Annotated in this window: 18 protein-coding genes and 1 riboswitch; of the genes, 12 read left to right on the top strand and 6 right to left on the bottom strand. The window is 37.9% G+C overall.

Going from position 1 to position 15781, the window contains the following annotated elements; genetic code table 11:
* Nucleotides 1–174: 174 nt before the first annotated feature.
* Nucleotides 175–1206: an ISAs1 family transposase gene (locus tag BLW20_RS13055; protein WP_143037807.1), complete on the bottom strand. Its 1032-nt coding sequence runs from the start codon at nt 1204–1206 to the stop codon at nt 175–177.
* 251 nt (nt 1207–1457) lie between these two features.
* On the opposite strand from BLW20_RS13055, the gene BLW20_RS13050 reads away from it, so the two are divergent.
* The 6 genes from BLW20_RS13050 (at nt 1458) to BLW20_RS13025 (ending at nt 7231) form a co-directional block, all read left to right on the top strand.
* Nucleotides 1458–1694, top strand: coding sequence for a hypothetical protein (locus BLW20_RS13050; RefSeq protein ID WP_091102071.1), 237 nt, complete (start codon nt 1458–1460; stop codon nt 1692–1694).
* Between the two features lie 42 nt (nt 1695–1736).
* Nucleotides 1737–2459 carry a DUF6088 family protein gene (locus tag BLW20_RS13045; protein ID WP_245725333.1) on the top strand — a complete coding sequence of 241 codons (723 nt, stop codon included), beginning with the start codon at nt 1737–1739 and terminating at the stop codon, nt 2457–2459.
* Nucleotides 2460–2575: 116 nt separating this feature from the next.
* The gene (locus BLW20_RS13040; RefSeq protein WP_262492807.1) at nt 2576–3433 is read left to right on the top strand and encodes a nucleotidyl transferase AbiEii/AbiGii toxin family protein; all 858 of its coding nucleotides are present in this window, start codon (nt 2576–2578) and stop codon (nt 3431–3433) included.
* 480 nt (nt 3434–3913) lie between these two features.
* Nucleotides 3914–4102: riboswitch (cobalamin riboswitch) on the top strand.
* 173 nt (nt 4103–4275) lie between these two features.
* Entirely contained in the window at nt 4276–6591 is a 2316-nt protein-coding gene (gene metE / locus BLW20_RS13035) for a 5-methyltetrahydropteroyltriglutamate--homocysteine S-methyltransferase (protein ID WP_091102064.1), read from the top strand.
* Entirely contained in the window at nt 6592–6846 is a 255-nt protein-coding gene (locus tag BLW20_RS13030) for a cysteine-rich CWC family protein (protein ID WP_091102061.1), read from the top strand.
* Nucleotide 6847: 1 nt separating this feature from the next.
* The gene (locus tag BLW20_RS13025; protein WP_091102057.1) at nt 6848–7231 is read left to right on the top strand and encodes an acyl-CoA thioesterase; all 384 of its coding nucleotides are present in this window, start codon (nt 6848–6850) and stop codon (nt 7229–7231) included.
* A 351-nt stretch (nt 7232–7582) separates the two neighbouring features.
* Here the strand turns inward: BLW20_RS13025 and BLW20_RS13020 are convergent, their stop codons facing one another.
* The gene (locus tag BLW20_RS13020; RefSeq protein WP_091102053.1) at nt 7583–7933 is read right to left on the bottom strand and encodes a winged helix-turn-helix transcriptional regulator; all 351 of its coding nucleotides are present in this window, start codon (nt 7931–7933) and stop codon (nt 7583–7585) included.
* A gap of 107 nt (nt 7934–8040) precedes the next feature.
* Between BLW20_RS13020 and BLW20_RS13015 the strand changes: the two genes are divergently transcribed.
* Nucleotides 8041–8673, top strand: coding sequence for a nitroreductase family protein (locus tag BLW20_RS13015; protein ID WP_091102051.1), 633 nt, complete (start codon nt 8041–8043; stop codon nt 8671–8673).
* Nucleotides 8674–8749: 76 nt separating this feature from the next.
* Here the strand turns inward: BLW20_RS13015 and BLW20_RS13010 are convergent, their stop codons facing one another.
* Nucleotides 8750–9097, bottom strand: coding sequence for a winged helix-turn-helix transcriptional regulator (locus BLW20_RS13010; protein ID WP_091102050.1), 348 nt, complete (start codon nt 9095–9097; stop codon nt 8750–8752).
* Between the two features lie 84 nt (nt 9098–9181).
* Here BLW20_RS13010 and BLW20_RS13005 point away from each other — a divergent pair, with 84 nt between their 5' ends.
* The 4 genes from BLW20_RS13005 to BLW20_RS12990 all read left to right on the top strand — a co-directional run bounded on the left by BLW20_RS13005 (nt 9182) and on the right by BLW20_RS12990 (nt 11711).
* A complete protein-coding gene (locus BLW20_RS13005; RefSeq protein ID WP_091102048.1) occupies nt 9182–9688 on the top strand; it encodes a dihydrofolate reductase family protein in 507 nt (168 codons plus the stop codon).
* 401 nt (nt 9689–10089) lie between these two features.
* Nucleotides 10090–10737, top strand: coding sequence for a VOC family protein (locus BLW20_RS13000; RefSeq protein WP_091102043.1), 648 nt, complete (start codon nt 10090–10092; stop codon nt 10735–10737).
* A 6-nt stretch (nt 10738–10743) separates the two neighbouring features.
* Nucleotides 10744–11151 carry a hypothetical protein gene (locus tag BLW20_RS12995; RefSeq protein ID WP_091102040.1) on the top strand — a complete coding sequence of 136 codons (408 nt, stop codon included), beginning with the start codon at nt 10744–10746 and terminating at the stop codon, nt 11149–11151.
* Nucleotides 11148–11711: a DUF6273 domain-containing protein gene (locus BLW20_RS12990; RefSeq protein WP_091102038.1), complete on the top strand. Its 564-nt coding sequence runs from the start codon at nt 11148–11150 to the stop codon at nt 11709–11711. The genes BLW20_RS12995 and BLW20_RS12990 overlap by 4 nt, the downstream gene beginning before the upstream one ends.
* Before the next feature lie 649 nt (nt 11712–12360).
* Here BLW20_RS12990 and BLW20_RS12980 read toward each other — a convergent pair.
* The 3 genes from BLW20_RS12980 to BLW20_RS12970 are packed head-to-tail and all read right to left on the bottom strand — an operon-like array spanning nt 12361 to nt 14050.
* Nucleotides 12361–12747: a hypothetical protein gene (locus BLW20_RS12980; RefSeq protein ID WP_091102030.1), complete on the bottom strand. Its 387-nt coding sequence runs from the start codon at nt 12745–12747 to the stop codon at nt 12361–12363.
* 7 nt (nt 12748–12754) lie between these two features.
* Nucleotides 12755–13648, bottom strand: a complete 894-nt coding sequence (locus tag BLW20_RS12975; protein ID WP_143037806.1) for a hypothetical protein — start codon at nt 13646–13648, stop codon at nt 12755–12757.
* A 51-nt stretch (nt 13649–13699) separates the two neighbouring features.
* Nucleotides 13700–14050 (bottom strand): hypothetical protein, encoded by a 351-nt coding sequence (locus BLW20_RS12970; RefSeq protein ID WP_143037805.1) that lies wholly within the window; start codon nt 14048–14050, stop codon nt 13700–13702.
* A 101-nt stretch (nt 14051–14151) separates the two neighbouring features.
* Between BLW20_RS12970 and BLW20_RS12965 the strand changes: the two genes are divergently transcribed.
* Nucleotides 14152–15624, top strand: coding sequence for a WG repeat-containing protein (locus BLW20_RS12965; protein WP_177165097.1), 1473 nt, complete (start codon nt 14152–14154; stop codon nt 15622–15624).
* Nucleotides 15625–15781: the final 157 nt, after the last annotated feature.

The raw sequence follows: 15781 nt of genomic DNA, 5'->3' as shown, positions 1-15781 counted from the left end.
GTGTAGCTTTAAGATATACCGGCAGTAATTTTAGCATTACTGCTTTTTTTGTGTTTAAACTTGTGCTGTTTTGTTGTTTTTGCACTGTTTTTCAATGCAACAAGTCACAAATCCAGTGAAAGCTACCAGAGGTTAAGTTCAACAGGCGTTTGGCGAAAGAGCAGGTCAAACGCATTAAAATTTAATGAGTTCATTTAGATAATCTAAATTCCAAGCTGCCATTTTTCTCATTCTTTTAATGCTTATTTTCTTGTTCAAGGCTTGTTTTTCTTGTAAAAGTTTGATAATGACTTTTAAAATTACAGAAAATTTTTCGGCTACATTGTTAGTTCGTTTCCTGCTTTTGTCTTCTCCTAAAATAACATCTAAACTCCAATGCAAATTATTCTCAATAGCCCAATGATTTCGGCTGATTTTCAGGTAGTTTTCTGCAGAAGTTTCTTTGCTTGTGATGTAAAATCTATTCTCAGACCTTGTCTTATTTTCACTTTTTAAATAGGTTTGGGTTTGAATCATCACTACTTTTTTCAAGCCTTTCCACTCAATCCCTGTTGAAAGATGAGATAAATCTTCTATGACTTTACAAGTTCGTGTTTCAACTCTTGAACCGTTGATTTCTTCCGATAAATAATAATTGTCATCCGTCTTTTTAAACACCAAAAAAGCACTTTCAATATCCTCATACAAGATTTTTAGGTTTTGTTTTACAGCAAGAAAATAGTCTGCTTGTTTTTCGATTATTTTTTCTGCAATATTTTTTTGACAACCCATTGCATCAATACTAACGATAGCTCCTGTCAATTCCAAAATCTCAAGTAACATAGGAATTGCTGTAATCTCATTGGACTTATCCTCTGTTTTTACCTGACCTAAAATGCATTGTTTGTCGACCAGATAAGCATTGAGCAAATGAAGCATCGTATTGTTTTTACTTGCCATTAATTTACTGCTTTTTCCATCGATAGCAACTTGATTTTCAGCTTCTGTTTTGATGTTTAAAAGTTCGTGAAGCCAACCTATAAAAAGTGTCTGAAACTTTTCAGGACTGAACAATGAGAAAAAACGATTGAAAGTATCGTGAGAGGGTATCCCATTGGTTAAGTCCAAATATCCGGACAAAAAGTCTTTTCGGGATTTTCCAAAATCTGCAATTTCCTCCCAATCAACAGCGTTGCATATTACGGCAAGAACCGTTAGCGAATGAATTAAACTTAAACGACCCTTTTGTCAGTTTAAAATACAAGGCACACAAACATATAGATTCTCTTTACAGTAAAGTTTCTAATTTAGTTCATAACTATGATAAAAATCATTTAGCTCAAAAAGCTTTTAATGATTACCAGCAATTCGATAAAGAGAATGAAAAAATACTTGTTATTTGGCTGTTAAACCATAAAGACAACTATTTTTTTCCTTTAAAGAAAACCGACAATTGGAAAAAAACCGGAATTATTATTTTGGAAACCGAGCCAAATTTAGTTGTTGACTGTTTCGATTGTTTGGATTCTTTTCTCTTTGATGAAATATATGATAAACATCACACTGAAATTATGGCGAAATATGAACCAACTAAAGAACATTATGAGCTGAATGGAGGAAGTGTTGAGTATTCTTTGGAAAACTTTTTAAGGCTTTATAATAAGTATTTGGATATTTTACAAGCTAGTAAAAATGTCAAGTTTTCCGCTCAATAAACTTGACATATTAAAAACTATGCTTACCTTTGCACTATGACTTTGGCAACTCAAATACGCAACAGGATAAAACAATTTCCCGAAGGAAAAACCTTTGGTTATGACGATTTGCGTATTGCCAAAGAAGATTATACCACTGCCGCCAAAGCATTGGAACGCCTGCAAAAAACAGGGCTTATCAAAAAAGTTTCCAAAGGTATTTTCTACAAACCCGAACAAACGGTTTTTGGCGAGTTGATGCCCGATTACAGCGAACAGCTTCGCCCTTACTTGTTTGAAAACGGAAAACGCATTGCTTATGAAACGGGCATTTCACTTTACAGACGTTTGGGACTTACTACACAAATGGCGTTTCGCATTAAAATAGCCAGTCGGGGAAAACGCATTTACATCAACAGAGGCACATTAAAAGCTGATGGCGTAAAAAGTTATGCCGAAGTAACAGAAAACAATTATGAAGTTTTGGGGCTTTTGGATGCGTTTAAGGACATCAAGAAAATTCCCGATGCTTCGGTTGTCCAATCCGTTAAAAGATTGAGTGCCATTTTAAAAGATTTGGATAAAAAGCAAACCGAAACATTGATAAAATATGCTTTGCTTTATCCGTCAAGAGTTCGGGCTTTGGTGGGTGCTATTTTGCAAAATATTGGCTGTAAAAGCAAAGAATTGGATAAGTTGAAACAAAGCTTAAACCCGCTTACAACCACCAAATTAGGTTTAAAAGAAAATGAATTGCCAACAAAAAACAATTGGTATATCCAATGAAATTGCACGAAAACATATCGCTATACACGGATGCCATTCGGTTTACGGCACAACAGAAAAACCTACCGCCCGAATACATCTAAAAGGATTATTGGGTAACGTATGCTTTATTCAATATTTTCAAAAATGATATAGGCAAAGAAACCGTCTTTAAAGGTGGAACAGCGCTGTCAAAATGTTTCGGAATGATACAACGGTTTTCGGAAGACATTGATTTGGTCGTGTTGCGAAATGAAAGTGAAACAGGAAACCAACTGAAAACCAAAATCAAAAAAATTTCCAAATGCGTCTCCAATGTACTACCCGAAATTGAGATTGAAGGCATTACCAACAAACTTGGAATGATACGCAAAACGGCACACAGCTACACAAAAACTTTTACGGGAAATTACGGACAAGTTCAGGATAACATAATAGTAGAATCTACTTGGTTGGGAAATTTTGAGCCTTACACAACGGCAAATGTAAGTTCGTTCATTTACGAAATGATGTTGCAGAACAATCAGCAATCACTCATTGACGAATACAGAATGAATCCGTTTGAAGTATTGGTATTGAACCCCAAAAGAACATTGTGCGAAAAAATTATGAGTTTGGTTCGTTTTTCTCAAACACAAGAACCCATAACCGATTTACGAAACAAAATCCGTCATACTTATGACATTCATTTGATGTTGAAAGATGAAAACCTAAAATCTTTCTTTCAATCAGACGACTTTGAAACAATGCTTTTGCGAGTAGCAACTGACGACATTACAAGTTTCAAAAACAACAACGCATGGTTAGCCAACCACCCAACGACAGCAATTATTTTTTCTGACACGACAGACACTTGGAATAAAATAAAAGATATTTACACAGGAAGTTTCAGCGAATTAGTTTTTGGCACACTTCCATCCGAAACGGACATATTAAAAACACTATCAACAGTAGCAGACAGATTAAAACCAATTGAATGGAACATAAAACTTTAACCCAACGCTAAAACCATACACATTTGCAAGTCACACAGACCAACGCCAGACCAAAACTTACAAAAGAGTATAGTTTCCCAACACTGACCGACAAACAAGACGGAGAAGTACGTGTGCTAATAATAACTAAGCTTTAGCTTCGTTCTGTTCGGCTTTGCCATGAGTCGTCTTTTTATTCCACAGAATGTGTTTACCTCAGAATTTTTTTTTAAGGAATCGGTGATTATCAATTCACATTCAGCTTTTTTTTAATAATTTAGCTTCTGTGGAAACCAAATGAAGTGGTTCGATGCAGTCAAACACATCGGCTACGTTCCGTCTAAATCGAAACTTTCGGCTTCTATTTCAGCTACTTTCGGCAATGCGTTTCCCGTTGTGAGACGCCCTAACAAACCGCACATCAAAAATCCAAAATTTCATAAAACTAAAATCTTTTTCTAAAAATGTTTACCTTTGTGACAAGAAAATGTTCTTTAACATACTTCATCAAACGGAAAAGGTTTTACTTAGCTGTGAATTAATAGGGAATCGTGTGCAAATCACGAACTGTCGCGCAACTGTAAGTAACACACCAAAGGTTTTTATCAAATTATGTCCACTGTTTTTTTAGCGGGAAGGACGGTGAAAACCGTTACAAGTCAGGAGACCTGCCTGTTCCGAATGGACAATGCTCTCGCGGTTTGGAGTTTTAAGTCTTACAGATGATATTTACAAAGCGGTTTCAATGGAGAAATTGCGTTTTGTCAGTACATCTGTTTTTCTAAAATCAACTTTCCGTAAAAGCGTTGAGAAGCATCAAAAGAACTTTTAAATATTGTTTAATCATTTAAAAGTAAAAGAAAATGCAAACGCACATTCTTGGCTATCCGCGAATTGGTAGCAACAGAGAACTCAAAAAAGCCTGCGAGCAATATTGGTCGGGCAAAATTACCTTACAACAACTTCAAACTGTAAGCAAAAACATCACAACCCAAAATTGGAAACTGCAAAAAGAAGCAGGAATTGACCTCGTTCCCTGCAACGATTTTTCGTTTTACGACCAGGTTTTGGATATGTCATTAGTCGTTGGTGCGATTCCGAAACGCTACCACGAAGTTGCCGTAAAATCAAATTCCGAAATGGATTTGTACTTTGCGATGGCAAGAGGTTATCAGAAAGACGGATTGGACATTACCGCAATGGAAATGACCAAATGGTTTGACACCAATTACCATTATATCGTTCCTGAATTTTACAAAAATCAAGAATTCAAGCTCTTTTCCAACAAAATCATCAACGAATTTGAAGGAGCAAAACAAGCAGGTGTAAAAGCAAAACCCGTTATCATAGGTTTGGTTTCCTATCTGCTTTTAGGAAAAGAAAAAGAAGAAGGTTTTGATAAATTGGATTTAGCCAAAAACCTATTGCCTGTTTACATCGAAATCCTTAAGGATTTAGAAGCTCGCGGAGCAGAATGGATTCAGTTTGACGAACCGTTTTTGGTATTGGATTTAAACGAAAAAGCAAAGGAAACTTTCCAATTCGTTTACAAAGAACTTAGAAAACAATTTCCACATCTGAAAATTTTGGTAGCCACCTATTTTGACGGATTGAAAGACAATCTCTCTCTTGCGGTTTCCTTGCCTGTTTGCGCATTACACATCGATTTGGTCAGAAATCCTGAACAATTAGACGAAGTTTTAAATGCCGTTCCCGAAAATTTGAGTTTGTCATTGGGTGTGGTGGACGGAAGAAATATCTGGAAAAACGATTTTGAAACTTCCCTGAATTTCATCAAAAAGGCGATTGATAAAATTGGTACTGATAGCGTTTTAATTGCGCCGTCTTGTTCTCTACTCCACTCACCTTGCGATTTGGATTTGGAAACTAATTTAGATTCTGAAATCAAAAACTGGCTTGCTTTTGCCAAACAAAAAGTTGATGAAGTTGTAATGCTAAAAGAATTGGCAAACGGAAATGCAATTGAAAAATCAGAAGAAAACCAAAAGGCAATCGCAAGTAGAAAAACTTCCAAACTCATTCATAACGAACAAGTAAAACAACGTGTAAATTCTGTAACAGAAAAAGATGCACAAAGAGAAAACGAATTTTCAATCCGAAAAACCAAACAACAAAAAGTATTGAATTTACCTTTGTTCCCAACGACAACCATTGGTTCATTCCCACAAACTACTGAAGTGAGAAGTTGGCGGGCAAAATTTAAAAAAGGTGAATTAAATGCACAGCAATACGACACTTTACTAAAAGAAGAAACCGAAAAAACCATTCGTTGGCAGGAAGAAATCGGAATTGACGTACTGGTTCACGGAGAATTTGAACGCAATGATATGGTGGAATATTTTGGCGAGCAATTAAACGGTTTTGTCTTTACCAAAAATGGTTGGGTACAGAGCTACGGTAGCCGTTGTGTGAAACCGCCCATTATTTTCGGTGATGTTTCCCGACCAAATCCAATGACGGTTTATTGGTCAAAATATGCTCAATCTTTAACCGAAAAATGGGTGAAAGGAATGTTAACGGGACCCGTTACTATTTTGCAATGGTCTTTCGTACGGAACGACCAGCCACGTTCTGAAACCTGCAAACAAATTGCACTCGCCATTCGTGATGAAGTTTCCGACCTTGAAAATGCAGGAATTAAAATCATCCAGATTGACGAACCAGCGATAAGAGAAGGGCTTCCGTTGAGAAAAGTGGATTGGCAAAATTATCTGAAATGGGCGGTTGAAAGTTTCAGAATTGCTTCGACCGGCGTGAAAGATTCAACACAAATTCATACGCACATGTGCTATTCCGAGTTTAACGACATCATTCAAAATATTGCCGATATGGATGCTGATGTGATTACGATTGAATGTTCCCGTTCTCAAATGGAATTGTTGGACGCTTTTGCGGAGTTTAAATATCCGAACGAAATCGGTCCGGGTGTTTACGAAATCCATTCGCCAAGAGTTCCGTCTAAAGAAGAAATGGTTGAATTGTTGCGAAAAGCCGAAGCCGTTATTCCTGCCAATCAAATTTGGGTAAATCCCGATTGCGGACTGAAAACAAGACATTGGGACGAAACCAGAAAAGCATTGGAAGCAATGGTTGCTGCCTCAAAAGAAGCAACGATTGCATATTTGCAAGAAGAAAAAGCAAACAATCACTGGTTATAATTGGCTCAACACGAAGAAAAATATTGCCCAAGATGTAAAACCGTTTTTGAATGTAAGGTTGGTTCTATTTTGCTGTGTCAGTGTTCAGAGGTTAAATTAAATTCGGAAGAAAGGGATTTTATCAACGAACAATTTGACGATTGCCTTTGTGCCAACTGTATGAAGGAATTAAAAGCAGAATATCACAACCAAAAATTTCAAAACAAATTGAAACGCATTTTGGGCATATTTTATAATAACCCAAACAAGAAATAACATGACAACAGAAGAAAAAATAAAACAATCGGAAACAAGCATATTCAAAGCCGTTTTTCCGAATACAACAAATCATTATGATACACTTTTTGGTGGAACTGCAATGCAGTTAATGGACGAAGTGGCTTTTATTACAGCAACAAGATTCTGCCGAAAAAGAGTGGTAACCGTAAGTAGCGAGCGAATAGATTTCAAAAAGCCGATACCGTCAGGAACAATAGTTGAACTTATCGGGAAAGTTACACATGTCGGAAATACGAGTATGAAAGTAAGCGTAGAAATGATAATCGAACAAATGTATTCCGACCAAAGAGAACAAGCCATTCACGGAGAATTTACTTTTGTAGCAGTAGATGAAAATAAAAATCCGATTTCCGTAAATTAAAGAAGAGCGATAGCACAACATCAGCAACCGTTGCACAACTATCCTGTTTCAAAAAAATCAGTAAAAATCATAAAAAAATGACCTCGTTTAAGCCGTTTTAAGCGAGGTTTGTTTTTGGATAGAAGTTCAAATCTGAAAAATGGAGTGGCATATAATGAAGTTTTTCACATCATAGAACCTGTCTTTCAGAAAAGTGTTCACTTTTCCTTGTTTCAGAGATATTTTTTGAGTTATTGCGAGCGGTTTTTTCACAACAAAACGTAGGTATTTCTTCAGGTTGTAGACAAGGCTACAACGCTCAAAACTTAAAAAAATCAATTAGGGACTACCATTAAAACTTTCCGACAATGATTATTTCCCGATAATCATATCTCTGTGTGTTTTCCCCCAATCCGACAAGTAATTTATTATGGGTTTCAGCGTAACGCCATATTCGGTGAGTTCATACTGAACAGTTATTGGTTTAGTATCTAAAACGGTACGTTTAACAAGTTTATTTACTTCCAAATCTTTTAATTCTTTACTCAACATTTTGTTAGAAATCCCTTTAACATCATTCAAAATATCAGTGAACCGTCTTTTATCGTGATAGCACAAAGTAGCAACTATGGAAACTTTCCACTTGCCATTGAGAATATCCATTGTGTCGTGAATAGCAAGCAAGTGTTTTTTACATTCTATTTGAAAATTATTGTCCGTCATAAGTTATTTGGTTACCCAAAAGTTACTATTACTTTTTGTTACTTAATAGCAAAAGTAAACAATAACTCTCTAATTTTGTCATATCAAACGATTAAAATTTTAATACAATGGATTTACACAAAAATTTAAAATGGCGTTACACTGTAAAAAAATATAGTGACAAAAAGGTAGAGCAATACAAAGTTGATAAGATCATTGAAGCTATAAATCTTTCTGCAACATCAACAGGATTACAGCCTTTCAGAGTATATGTAATTGAAAACAAAGAAGTTCAAAAAGTGTTGAGAGAAGGCTCATTCAATTCTCAAATTGAAGAAGCCTCTCACCTCTTAGTATTCGCCTCTTTTGAAAATATTACGCAAGAACATATTGATGATTATATGAATCTGATTGCGAAAGAAAGAAATATGTCCGTTTCAGAACTTACTGATTTTCAAAAGGCATTGGAATTTTATTTCCTTCAAAAACACACACCGGAAGAAAATGCAATTTGGGCAGCAAAACAATCGTACATCGGGCTTGGCACTGCGTTAATTGCCGCTGCCGAATTACAGGTAGATAGTACACCAATGGAAGGTTTTGACCCGGTAAAATTTGATGAGGTTTTAAAGCTTAAAGAAAAAGGATTAAAAAGTGTAGTATTGCTTGCATTAGGATACAGAGATGCACCAAATGATTGGAATGTAAATCTGAAAAAAGTTCGTTTACCAAAAGAAGAATTCGTTGTTGAATTAAAGTAAAAATCAAAGCAATCTCATTACTGTAAGCCTGCGAATACATCACAGGCTTATTTATTTTTTTTTTTAATAAAGGTGATTACTTTTCCTTAATCTTCTTTCGGTGCTTCAATCCAAAATCAATCAAAGCTTTCAATACAGGCTGACTTTCAGTAGCGTGCTTGGTCAGCTTATATGATACTGTGACCGGCTTGGTGTTGTTCACCGTTCGGGTGATTAGCTGGTTTTCTTCCAGCTCCTGCAATTCCTTTGACAGCACTTTTGGCGAAATTCCCTGAGATGTTTCCTTCAAATCCTTAAACCGCATGGTGCCGTAGTTCTGTAAATTGTGCAGAATGCAAAACTTCCATTTACCGCCCAATAACTCAATGGCATCTTTGAGTGCCAGTACCGTTTCTTTGTTTACGTTGTTTTTATTATTTTCCATACAATAGTCACTTTCCTAAAGGTAATGCATAACAAATATAAAGTAAATACTCAATAGCTTTGTACAATGATAAAATAAAAAAAAATGAAAGTATCAGTTATCGCAAACATTTCGGTCAATGGAAGGTTTTTATTGTCCGACAACCCACATCACCAATTGCCACCGGAAGTGATGGGATTTTATCTGGAATTTGCAAAGCGAGTGGGTAACCTCGTCATTGGGTTAAAAACATTTGAAAATTTTCAGCATTTTCCAACAGAACTCCGGGAAAAATTTAAGGACATTGAAATTGTGATATTGTCCGATCAAGCATACTCAGTAGAAGGTTACAAGATAGTCGGCAGTCCCGAAGAAGCCATTGCCTATATGACAGCAAAAGGAATAACCGAAATGGCAGTCGGAGGAGGTATTGGAACGTTCAATGCTTTTATAGACAAAGATTTGGTGACAGATTTTTATTTGAATATGAGCCCGGTTCTTATAGGAAACTCTGGCACTTTGGGCAATATCAACGGATTGTTTGCTACATTTCAATTTAAAGAATACAGCTACAACGAAGGATTTATACAGCTACATCTGGCTAAAGAATAACATTAACCTCTGTGCATTTATTCCACCGAATGTGTTTACCTCAGAATTATTTTTTTTAGAAATCGGTGATTATTAATTCACATTCGCTTTTTATTTTGTAAGTTAGCTTCTGTGGAAACCTAACGAAGTGGTTCGACGCAGTCAAACACATCGGCTACGTTACTGCTAAATTGAACTTTAGTGCTTCTATTTCCCAGCCCTCGCAAAGTCGCCGAACATTATGGGCAAGGCTAAACGACCGTTCAACCCAACAACGACAGTTGACGAAAAAATGAATCATTACAAGACAAGAACAATTCAAAAAAGGGAAATATACGAACAGTGAGTCAACTATATCGAAAACTGAACCGCATCCGGACAAAGTTATTCCCATTCTTCCTTGCCCCGATATAAGAGCACAGGTGGCGTTCTACGAACAATTAGGATTTAAACTAACTGAACTGCAAACTTCACCCAATCCGTATGCGGCATTGCAATTTGGAACAATTGAGCTTCACTTTTGGGGAAATAGAAGAAATGTTCCTGCTGAAAATGCTTCAATGTGCTTTATTCGTGTGAATGATGTTGACGCATTGCACGATGCCTTTGCGAAATCAATAAAAAAACATACCGGTAAAGTCCCCCGCTCGGGAATACCAAGATTTACCACGGTACGGGATTTGAAACAAGACCGAAGATTTACTTTGACGGATGCGGGCGGTAACACTTTGTTTATTGGTACACCCATAAGCAAAGGTGAAAGTGCTTTTTATAGGACTTTGGAAAACGAAAAGTATGCAAAACTGTTTGCAGTACTGTACGATGTAGTATATTCAAAAGAAGACCCTGAGATGGCGGCAGATAATTTATCGAGATGTGGTATAGATAAAAGCTTGTTGAACGACTTGGACAAAGCAAAATACTTACTGACAGTACTTGATATTCAGAATAAGACAAGACAAGATATGAACGATACCGAACTAAAAAATCTAATAGAAACCCATAAAGACAGCAACAACGATTGGAAAAAAATTAAAGAGAAGTATTTTACCATACTAAAAGGACAATAGTGAGATATGAATATTGAAAAATCAGAAAATAAATCACTAAAAGTATTATTGTTAGTCCACGGATTGATAACTTTTGCTGCAAGTATTGTTCTCATATTTGCCCCGACTGTTATTCCCAAAACAGTAAACATCCACATTTCACCAAATGAATATTTGCTGTGCTACTTTTTGGGTGCAGCCGAATTGAGCATTGCATTTCTTTCTTTTTTTGCAAGAAAAATTGAGGACAATTATTCGTTACAACTTATTTCAACCGCCTTTATTGTATTTCACTTATCAACAGGAGTTTTGGAAGTATTTGCACTTGCTCATGGACTGACATCAAAAATAATAATCAATGTGTTGTTACGCATCACAATTTCAATTTTGTTTTGGCACTTTGGTATCTATCGGTTAAAAAGACAAAACAGATGATAAAAGACGGTGTTATTACTTTTGGTAATTACAAATGGCGAGTGCTTGATGTTAAAAACAACAAGGCACTGATTATTACAGAAGAAATAATTGAATTACGTTGGTACAATAACGATTTTATAGATATAACTTGGGAAAAGTGTGCATTGAGAGAATATCTTAACCATGAATTTTTCAATGCTTTCAACCAAAATGAAAAAGAAAATGTAATTGCTGTAACAAACAAAAACCACAACAACCCTTGGTTTAAAACGAAAGGCGGGATAGACACTATTGACAATGTATTTTTATTAAGCATTGAAGAAGTTTGCGAATACTTTGGTGACAGCCGGGAAAATTTATTGGTTAAAGGGAAACAGAAATGGTTAATTGATGACGAAAATAATCGAAAACGACAAGCAAAATTTGGAAGTGAAAACCATTGGTGGCGACTTCGTTCACCAGGATATTACGGACGGACATCCGCAAGTGTTAATGGAAAAGGTAATGTTTATATTCGCGGAAATGGTGTCTATGGCAGACCCAAGGACGGTGGCGGGGTTCGCCCAGCATTATGGTAGAAAACAACGGAATAAGTAAAAAACAACAAACTAACAAATTCCTGACGGCATTGGACTTAACGACAGAAACTAAACTACTATGGACTGAAAATCCATAGTGGTTTAGTTAATTATCGTTTTATTCATTTTGCAATTTTACAGGCTGATCGCTTTCTAAGCAGAATATCAAATCACTACCAGACCAGTTTTCCCCAACAATTTGGTTGTTTCTAAAATTAAGATGCCCGTAATCCTTAAAGTTTTCGATGATTAGTTCGGTATTATGCAACCTCCAAGGATAGGTTTTACTTTCAGATGTATGGGATTCCGTTTTTGCCCATCACTGTAAGATATATGTAATTCAACGTGTGTGCTTTTTACGCTGTCTTTTTCGAACGATAAGTAGCAATATCTGGTATCCGTCACACCTCCATCTACCGTCCTTGCATATAAGGTTGTAATTTCCGCTTTATAAGTCTTTCCCTTGAGGCTATCTTCAGACAATGCTGTATAGGCTGAGTTATTTTGTGCCGAAGCTGCATGGATAATCGACAAGGCGATGATACTTAGAATTATCTTCATATATTTTAAATGAATGGGAATATATCGTTTCAACAAAATTAGACGCTTTGGCTGCTTCATACAATCCATGAAAACAATGATTTTGTGCTCAGTCACTCTCTTTCACGAAGAGCTTACGTCGCTTGTCGAATACATACACCACAGGTTCCGTTTCTTCCTTTTCAAAACGGATACGGAAAATCAGTTGCTTATCGCCGTTATCATCTTCCGTTTCTAATATACCAGACGGGTAACCGATATCCACCGGGCCGATAATCTGTATAGGTTCCCCGGATTTTTTGTCTCTTATCCGCAAGGCAAGCAGGTTTCCGTACTCACTCTCCACTTTTTCAAGGGTACAGCCGGTAAAAGTGGTCGACACCTGCTCCCAGTTGTCCGGAAAAACCACTTCCGTATCCAGCCCGGCATCAGCAGTTGCTGGCTGTCTTGCGCGTAGCTGAACGTGAGACAGAACAAAAAGATTGATATACAACATAATTTTCTCATGGCTGCTGATGCTTGTCCAAAAAGTGCTTTGCCGCTTCGCCTTTGATTACTATTCCCTTTTTGAGATCGACTACCCAAGGTATTTTTTTGCCGTTTGTACCCTTTTCATAAAACAGTACAAAGGATTTTGGGGTTTCATCATTGACTGGATTGATATACGTTCCGCTTGGCGGCATAAGATGCGCATCCCGAAACAGGTAAGTTGCTTGTTGGGTTCCTGTATAAAAGTTGGAAACATAATCTGATTTTTTCATCGTATCGCTCCTGGAAACCATACCATTGTAGGAGCCATCGGCATTTTGCTCCAGAAAGAAATAAGGTTGTCCCCGGTCGCCGTAATGTCCAGTATAACGAGATAATTCTTTCGGCTCGTCAAGGTCGGAAATATTAAAACAGAAAACCCCATAGCTGACTGCAATACCCAGCAAATAATTATCTCCATCAAAAAATTGAAATCCACTCACGGTCCCACTGATGGAATCATCGCCGTATTCCACCCCCAGACCGGGCTGTATGCGTGCAGAGATCTTTTCATTTTCCAGATCAACGAGGTATACCCGGTAGCGATCGATAACAAAGAAAAAGGGATGTCCATGTAGTTGGATCAAGTCCGAACGGGACATCTCCAGATCGGGATATTCATCCATCGGTGCCGGGATATCTCTAATGGTATCCTTTTCTATCACACGAAGCGTTAACGACCCGTATTTAAAATCTTTAAGCAGTAAGCGGCCCACCTGATAGGTTTTGCCCCGGTGGGTATATTCCTTTTGTACCCCGAAGGTTTCTGTTTTATACTGATGTTGTGCGTAACCGTATAGGTTGCTGAACATAAGTAGACTAGTTAGTATAAAAATTAACGTGTATGGTTTCTTTTGCATCATCTTCATTTTTTATTGTTATACATATCTGCAAACCGGAAGTGTAGAATCCCCCTGTTTTCATCCATTTCCTTTGCGCGTTGTCAAAACCATAAAAATCAATCGCTCCTGCAATACGACAGCCATGTATTTGAAATCATAGATAAACGCCGTAACCGTTCCCTGTGGTAGCGAGAAATTAAGTTTCAAGGGTGCTATAATTTTGTCTCTCAGCAGGGCATCGTATACCGTGGGATACTGGAAGAACGAAACCCAATGCTCGAACACGGCAGCAAGGTATTTGTTTCCACCACCGGAGATGAACAAGTAAAGTTTATGAAAACCATCTTTCTCCGTCAGTATCACATTGCTTTCCAAGTTTAAATACAGTTTTTTATCTATCAAATGTAGACCACTACTGTGTGATATCAAAATCCAAACAAGAAAATAGTGGTTTTCGTGGATAGGTTGAATCCCTTGTTTTGGAGAAATTTGTATCAGGGGGAATACCTCTTTATTGAATGTTTGAACCGATGACAAAATGTATATTCTATCTATGTATTATGCTTAGCAGCAATGCCTGTGCACAGACGAGATCGCCAGTCGATGATACACCACACGAAGTACTGTATCCCTATCGGGATAAATCAGAAAGGTTTGGCTACGCCGATGAAAACCTGCACATTCAGATTGAGCCACAGTATAAAAATGCAAGCCTCTTTACCGAGCACGGTTTTGCTGTAATCTCAGATAGTCTGAATAAAAAGGGCGTTATTGATCAAAACAACAAGTTGATCATCGTCCCGGAATACGATGTCATACACCTGCATACGCTGGAAGATTTCACCTTAGCAGAGGTACATAAATCGTATTATACCCGATGGCGCTTCTGGGAATGGAAATTCCTTCCGGGGTTCAACTTGATGGGAACCGGTAACGATAATCGCTTATTTGACACCAAAGTGAAACGGTTAAAGAAAACGGTGTTTGTCCTTGGCGATAAGCCCCGGAAGGTACGGAGCGAGCGGCTCACCAATAAGGGATATACAGACAAATATTTTGACGTCAGCACCCTTGACAGCAACCAGGTGCTGATCAACGGCAGACTGTACGATATCCGGGCAAAGGGTGCCCGTTTCATCGCCTCGGGGATTATAGATCCGTTGACAGTGTATACTTTTGCCCAGCGGAAAGGTGTAAATCTGTACACTGTGGACCGTAAGGGCAACCGGGTGGACAAAGAAGGCTATACGGTATTAGATTCCATCGCCTTCAAGGTAGAAGATGTGCCGGTTGGGAAACGTCTTACCAGAGATTATGCACCAATAGCTTCTGCTTACCGGAACGAAGAAGGTCTTATTTTTATCTACCCCGATTTCTCGAAAGCCTTACCCCGTCTAATACACGAGAATATGCATCCTGACGATCCCACGGCAGAAGAGCTCATACGAGGACTCTGGATGCTCGCGTCCGTTCCGGAGTCGGGTTACTTCGTGTTTATGAGCTTCCGCGATGGAGAGCGCTTTTTTCGATTTCTGGATACGGAAGGGAACTGGCACCAGACGTTGCCTCCCGATATTCCCTTTACGGTCATCCAACGGTCGGGCAATATCCTCTGGCCGGAAAAGGAACATTATATTCCGAGGAACCAAATCCCCGAGGGCTGGAAAATCGACCGGATAAGCCCACTCGGCGACAGTTCAATGTACCATATTACCCTGCAGCAGGGCAAAACGGTACGGCAGGGCATATGGGATTTTGTGAAGCAACAGTGGTTGATTACCCCGGAATATTATGAGGTTTATCCGATGGACAATACCCGGCAATGGCGGTACCACTCGGAATATGACGGATTATGGGGCCTTATGGATGACCATGGAAAAGTATTAATAAAACCGACCTATTACTCCCTTCATCCGGATGGTTGGGTATCGCAACAGGAAAATGATGAATCTATCTCCTTTTACCTACACCCGCAGACGCTGGAGGAATTCAGGGAAAAATAAAAAATCTAATCTTAATGTCCTTTAAAATATGATACAGCAGCTACGCATATTGTTGATATACTTTTTCCTCATAACAGGCACGACTTCCTGTCAGGGGCAAACTACAGAATTATTAACCGAAGAGCAGCAACTCCGTAAGGAGATGGATGAGTGGATG

It is taken from the genome of Paenimyroides marinum (genome assembly GCF_900108395.1).
Taxonomy (GTDB): Bacteria; Bacteroidota; Bacteroidia; order Flavobacteriales; family Flavobacteriaceae; genus Flavobacterium; species Flavobacterium marinum.
This window is presented reverse-complemented; position numbering and strand designations above follow the sequence as displayed.

Excerpts from the sequence above, each read along its gene's own strand:
- BLW20_RS13010 (WP_091102050.1), bottom strand. The coding sequence starts at position 9,097 with ATGGAAAATAATAAAAACAACGTAAACAAAGAAACGGTACTGGCACTC.
- BLW20_RS12965 (WP_177165097.1), top strand. The coding sequence starts at position 14,152 with ATGACAAAATGTATATTCTATCTATGTATTATGCTTAGCAGCAATGCC.
- BLW20_RS13025 (WP_091102057.1), top strand. The coding sequence starts at position 6,848 with ATGACAACAGAAGAAAAAATAAAACAATCGGAAACAAGCATATTCAAA.
- BLW20_RS12975 (WP_143037806.1), bottom strand. The coding sequence starts at position 13,648 with ATGAAGATGATGCAAAAGAAACCATACACGTTAATTTTTATACTAACT.
- metE (WP_091102064.1), top strand. The coding sequence starts at position 4,276 with ATGCAAACGCACATTCTTGGCTATCCGCGAATTGGTAGCAACAGAGAA.
- BLW20_RS12990 (WP_091102038.1), top strand. The coding sequence starts at position 11,148 with ATGATAAAAGACGGTGTTATTACTTTTGGTAATTACAAATGGCGAGTG.
- BLW20_RS12980 (WP_091102030.1), bottom strand. The coding sequence starts at position 12,747 with ATGTTGTATATCAATCTTTTTGTTCTGTCTCACGTTCAGCTACGCGCA.
- BLW20_RS13020 (WP_091102053.1), bottom strand. The coding sequence starts at position 7,933 with ATGACGGACAATAATTTTCAAATAGAATGTAAAAAACACTTGCTTGCT.
- BLW20_RS13015 (WP_091102051.1), top strand. The coding sequence starts at position 8,041 with ATGGATTTACACAAAAATTTAAAATGGCGTTACACTGTAAAAAAATAT.
- BLW20_RS12995 (WP_091102040.1), top strand. The coding sequence starts at position 10,744 with ATGAATATTGAAAAATCAGAAAATAAATCACTAAAAGTATTATTGTTA.
- BLW20_RS13005 (WP_091102048.1), top strand. The coding sequence starts at position 9,182 with ATGAAAGTATCAGTTATCGCAAACATTTCGGTCAATGGAAGGTTTTTA.